The organism is Buchnera aphidicola (Neophyllaphis podocarpi), from assembly GCF_964059055.1.
GTDB lineage: Bacteria > Pseudomonadota > Gammaproteobacteria > Enterobacterales > Enterobacteriaceae > Buchnera_M > Buchnera_M aphidicola_A.
This window is the reverse complement of the sequence record NZ_OZ060387.1, coordinates 1-6,037: the sequence shown is the minus strand read 5'-3', so window position 1 is coordinate 6,037 and position 6,037 is coordinate 1. Positions and strand designations below refer to the sequence as shown.

Here is a 6,037-nt window from a genome sequence, read left to right as displayed (position 1 = left end):
GTAAAAAATAAATTTAAAAAGAATAAAAATATATTATATTTTGAAATTTTTTCAAAATATAATATATTTTTATTCTTTTTAAATTTATTTTTTACATATATGCAAATTTTAGAAAAAGATAAAGATACGAAAAAAAAATCGCATTTAAATAATATTTTTATTTAAAAAATAATCTATCTAAAAAATATATTACCTGCTATCTTTTTTATCCTAAAGTATTCCATACTAACCTGTTTTTTTAAACCATTAACACCCATATCAACTAATTCACCAATTGAATACCTTTTTACTAAATCTTGTAATATTTTTTGTTTTGCTGATTTTTCATCAAGTTCTATTAACTTTTTTGCTTGATTTCTTTGTTTATTAAAAATATAAATAGATTTTCTATGTTTAAAAGCATTCTTTATATGTATATCTTTTGCTATTCTTTTAGCTTCTATTACAGTTATAGAAGGTTCACCTTTCTCTTTTAAACAACTATTAATCCAACCTAAATGTTGTCTTCTAGCATTATCTAATTTAAATTTAGATATACCAAATAACATAAAAAACAATGGAGTTATAGTTATCATTTTAGGAATATAAGTTTTTATTATATTATCCCAAATTTTTTCACAAACAACAAAACCCATGGGTTCCATAAAATCTGTTATTAAACGAGAAGCTCTTGTAATAGACTTATTTCCAGCTAAAGAAACAGTGGATAGTCCACATTCATCTGACAATTGTTCTACTGATGCTAAAACCAATTCAGAAGCAATATTATAGTGATATAACATTGCTTGTACAATTGCTCTCATTGCACGTGCTCTATGCTCATTAAGACGTCTAAATCTTACTATTTTGTTTCCTGTTCTTGGATTTTTAGGTTTTATTACATAATTAATTTCACTTCTAGCTACATCTATATCTTTTGCACATTTCATTGCATATCTTATGAAAGCTGGTCTTTTTTTTTGATTTAATGGTTTAACAAAAATAGGATTAGGATTATATATATATCTTTTTCTTTTCATTGTTTTAAAAATTCTCTTAGATTTTTACCAACTAATTATTATGAATTCAATATCAGTTGGTTTATATTTAGTTATTTATTTTTTCAAAAATAAATAACTAAAATCTATTAAATAAAATAAGTAATTAAAAAATAAAATCAGACTTAATATTGATTAATAAATATTAAAAATTATTGACTAAAATTTCTTTGTAAGAAATTTGGTATCTTGCTTTCATAAGCACATATTTTTTCAAAATCATTCATAGTTATATCAATATCATCAATTCCTTTAATTATTTTTAGTTTAAAATATTTGTCGATATGAAATGAATATTTTTTATTTATGATTTTTAAATAATTATATTTTAAATTGATTTCTGCATAGTTAATTTTATTATTTTTTATAAGATTCATTATCTCATTTATTTTATCTTCTTTTAATATAATGAGCAAAAGGTTATTGTTTAAACTGTTATTATAAAATATATCAGCAAAACCTGAAGAAATTATTACTCTAAATCCATAATCTTGCAAAGCCCAAACAGCATGTTCTCTTGAAGAACCACAACCAAAATTTTCTCTAGTAACTAATATACTTGCATTTTTATAAAGTTTATTATTTAAAATAAACGAAGGATTAGGTTTTAAACCTTTTTCATCAATAAATCTCCAATTATGAAATAAATTTTTAGAAAAATTACTTCTTGTGATTTTTTTTAGAAATTGTTTAGGTATTATAATATCAGTATCTATATTACTTATATCTAAAGGTAATATAATACCTTTATGCACTGTAAATTTTATCATATTTTTATTCTATATTATATCTCTAAAGTCTATAAAATATCCTGTTATTGCGGCCGCTGCAGCCATTGACGGACTAACTAAATGAGTCATGCTATTATTACCTTGTCTTCCTTCAAAATTTCTATTACTGGTAGAAGCACATCTTTCTTTTGGTTTTAATATATCTTTATTCATTGCCAAACAAAGAGAACAACCTGGTAATCTCCATTCAAAACCTGCTTCTAAAAATATTTTATCTAATCCTTCTTTTTCAGCTTGAATCTTAACTTTTTGAGATCCTGGAACTACTAAACATTCTACATTTTTAGCGATTTTATTACCTTTTGCGACAATTGCAGCATCTCTTAAATCTTCAATTCTTCCATTAGTACAAGATCCTATAAAAACTTTATTAATTGATAAATTTTTAAGACTCTGACCTGGTTTAATGTTCATATATTCTAAAGATTTTATTGCTGATTTTTTTTCTATTGGATCTTTAAAATCACTTATTTCAGGTATTTTTTCATTTATTGAAATTACTTGTCCTGGATTTGTTCCCCAGGTAATTTGAGGTTCAATGTTACTTATATTAAATCGAACTATTTTATCAAATAAAGCATTTTCATCTGATTTTAAATTATTCCAATATTTCAAACTTTTTTCCCAATTTTCTCCTTTAGGTGAATATTTTCTATTTTTTAAATATTTGTATGTTATTTCATCTGGGGCAATTATTCCTGATTTAGCTCCCATTTCGATAGACATATTACAAATAGTCATTCTACCTTCCATACTTAAATTTGAAACTACTTCTCCGCAAAATTCTATAATATATCCATTACATCCAGAAGAACTCATTTTTCCTATTATATATAAGACAATATCTTTTGCAGAAATATTTTTTGGAATATTTCCTGTTATTTCAATTTTCATATTTTTATAGTATTTTTGGTTTAAAGTTTGAGTAGATAAAACATGTTCTACTTCATAAGTTCCTATACCAAAAGCTAAAGAACCAAATGCTCCATGAGTAGAAGTATGAGAGTCACCGCAAACTATTGTCATTCCTGGAAGCGTCATTCCATTTTCAGGACCTATGATATGAACAATACCTTGATTTTTATGTTTTAAGTCATATAATTTAATATTAAATTTTTTACAGTTATCAATCAATTCATTCATTTGTTTTTGTGCCATTATACCTGAATCTTTTATATTTCTACTATCTGTTGGAACATTGTGATCCATTGTAGCAAAGGTTTTTTCTGGATTTCTTACTCTTCTATTCTTAATTTTAATAGAATTAAAAGCTTGAGGAGAAGTAACTTCATGAATTAAATGTAAATCTATATATATTAATGCATTATTTAAATTTTTATTTTTTCTTACTATGTGTGACTCGTATATTTTTTGATATAAAGTTCTTTTCATTTTATAATCCATCAGTTGTTATTAATCTCGAACAAAATTTTATCTCCCATTTCTTGAGTACTTACATAATTACTTCCATCTGATATATCTTTGGTTCTATAACCTTGTTTTAATGCATTTTTTATAGATTTGTTTATCAAATCTGATATATATGTTAGATTTAAACTATATCTAAATAACATTGATAGAGATAATATTTGTGATATAGGATTAGATATATTTTTACCAGCTATATCTGGAGCAGATCCTCCTGAAGGTTCATATAAACCAAATTTTTTTTCATTCAAACTAGCGGAAGGAAGCATACCTATTGATCCACTTATTGCCGCGCATTCATCTGAAATTATATCTCCAAACAAATTTGATGTAAGTATTACATCAAATTTGTTTGGTTCTTTTATGATTTTCATAACAGCATTATCAATATAAAGATATGATAATTTTACGTCCGGATAATCTTTAGATGTTTTTTTTACAATTTTTCTCCATAAAATAGAACTTTCTAAAACATTAGCTTTATCGATTAATGTCAATTTCTTTTTTCTTTTTGTTGATAATTTAAATGCTAAATTTGCAATTCTTTGTATTTCTGAAGCGAAATATATTTCAGTATCAAAAGCATATTCCTCTTTTTTTTCATTAAATTTAGTTCCTCTAGGTTTTCCAAAATAAATTCCTCCAGTTAATTCTCTTACACATAAAATATCAAAGCCCAGATTAGAAATATTTCTTTTTAAAGGACAAAAATCAACTAACTCAGGATATAAAATTGATGGGCGTAAATTTGCAAATAAATTAAACTTTTGTCTTAATTTTAAAAGAGAACCTCTTTCAGGTCTTTTATCAATAGGCAATGAATCCCATTTTGGTCCTCCTACTGAACCAAAAAGTATTGCATCAGATTTTTCACAACCTATTATTGTTTTTTTAGTCAAAGGAGTACCATATTTTTCAATAGATTTTCCTCCAACTTCATATTCTTTAATTTTTATATTTAAATTAAATTTTTTTGAAATTAATTTTAATATCTTTTTTGCTTCAAACATAACTTCTGGTCCTATTCCGTCGCCGGGAAGAACAGATATTCTATATTCGTTTGTCATTTAGATTAACCTTACTTAATTTTATTTTTTTTAATCTTTCTTTTTTTTTAATATTGTTAAGAATATTAAATATAGATTTTATTGAGATTTCCCACATATCATATCCCTCAATAATTTCATAGAATTTTTGGCTTTCATATTCTACTTTAATATTTATTGAACATATTTCTTTTTTTTCTTTGTTCTTTATATTCATTTCATAATTACAAATTTTAATATTAATATTCATTGTTCTATTAAATAATTTTATTAGAGAATATATAAAATTATTCGAGAATTCTAATTCAATTTTTTTTGTTTTTTTTCCTTGTTTAAATTTTATTAAAAATTTAGATTTATTTGAATAGATAAAGTTTATTTCATAGTTAATTAATTTATAAAAATGACTTTCATTTTCCTCTTTGGTTAAAAAAGCTAGATTTTCAAGATCATAATCGAAAATTTGTCCTTTTTTGTCTGCCAATTTAATAAATAAATCATAAAGTTGATTTAAATCATAATCCTCTTTTTTATAACCCATTTCTTTCATTTTATATTTAATAGCAGCTCTTCCCGACCTTGAAGTTAAATTTAACCTATTTGTTTCTATCCCTATACTTTCAGGATTAATTATTTCATAATTTTTTCGATTTTTTATTATTCCATCCTGATGTATTCCTGAAGAATGTGAGAATGCATTATTTCCAATTATAGCTTTGTTTGAAGGAATTTTTATTTTACATATTTTACTTACTAACTTGCTAGTTCTATATATATACTTATGATTTATATTTGTTTTAAATTTTAATAAATCCTTTCTTATTTTTATAGCCATACATACTTCTTCTATTGACGTATTTCCAGCTCTTTCTCCAATACCTAATATAGTCCCTTCAATTTGTTTTGCTCCATTTTGAATTGCTGCTATTGAATTTGCAACAGCCATACCAAGATCGTTATGACAATGTACAGAGATAATTGCTTTGTCTATGTTAGGAACTCTATTAAATAAATTTTTTATTATATCACCAAATTGACTAGGTATAGTAAATCCTACCGTGTCTGGAATATTAATTGTTTTTACACCTTCATTTATTAACTTTTCAACTATATAACATAAATTATCTATACTTGTTCTTCCTGCATCTTCGCATGAAAATTCAATATCATCTGTATATTTTTTTGCTATCTTTATAGCATTTATAGATAACTGAACTATTTCTTCAAAAGTTTTTTGTAGTTTTGATTTTATATGTAAATAAGATGTTGCTAAAAAGATATGAATTCTAAAATTATTTGATGATTTCATAGCTTTTGCAGCTATATCTATGTCTTTTTCTACACATCTTGCTAAACTACATATAGTAGAATTTTTTATTATTTTTGATATTTCTTTTATTGAATTGAATTCTTGAGGTGAGGATATCGGAAACCCTAATTCTAATATATCTATACCTAATTTTTCTAATGATAATGCTATCTCAATTTTTTCTTTTGTATTTAGACTTGATTTTAAAGATTGTTCTCCATCTCTTAAAGTTGTATCTAAAATTATGATTCTATTTTTCATTTTCTTTTGTTTTTTTGTTTTTAATACAATTTAATATAAATTTTATTAAAAGTATATAGTTATTTAAAGAATTATGTCTATTTTTTTTTACTTTTTTTTTTGATTAATGTAATTTTGCATCTATTATATAGAAAGCATTTATCTAAAATAATAACTTGCATATAT

The 6,037-nt window shown here is 23.8% G+C and carries 5 protein-coding genes; all 5 read right to left on the bottom strand.

All coding sequences use genetic code 11. The features are described 5' to 3' along the window. Positions 1-173 precede the first annotated feature (173 nt). A complete protein-coding gene (repA, locus tag AB4W60_RS02785; protein WP_367676341.1) occupies positions 174-1,019 on the bottom strand; it encodes a plasmid replication initiator RepA in 846 nt (281 codons plus the stop codon). Between the two features lie 170 nt (positions 1,020-1,189). Beyond that, complete coding sequence (gene leuD, locus AB4W60_RS02780; RefSeq protein ID WP_367676340.1) at positions 1,190-1,807, bottom strand: 3-isopropylmalate dehydratase small subunit; 618 nt, start codon at positions 1,805-1,807, stop codon at positions 1,190-1,192. Positions 1,808-1,816: 9 nt separating this feature from the next. Further along, positions 1,817-3,220 (bottom strand): 3-isopropylmalate dehydratase large subunit, encoded by a 1,404-nt coding sequence (leuC, locus tag AB4W60_RS02775; protein WP_367676344.1) that lies wholly within the window; start codon positions 3,218-3,220, stop codon positions 1,817-1,819. Positions 3,221-3,231: 11 nt separating this feature from the next. After that, positions 3,232-4,323 carry a 3-isopropylmalate dehydrogenase gene (leuB, locus tag AB4W60_RS02770; RefSeq protein WP_367676343.1) on the bottom strand — a complete coding sequence of 364 codons (1,092 nt, stop codon included), beginning with the start codon at positions 4,321-4,323 and terminating at the stop codon, positions 3,232-3,234. Beyond that, positions 4,307-5,872: a 2-isopropylmalate synthase gene (gene leuA / locus AB4W60_RS02765; protein ID WP_367676342.1), complete on the bottom strand. Its 1,566-nt coding sequence runs from the start codon at positions 5,870-5,872 to the stop codon at positions 4,307-4,309. Before leuA ends, leuB begins: the two co-directional genes overlap by 17 nt. Positions 5,873-6,037: the final 165 nt, after the last annotated feature.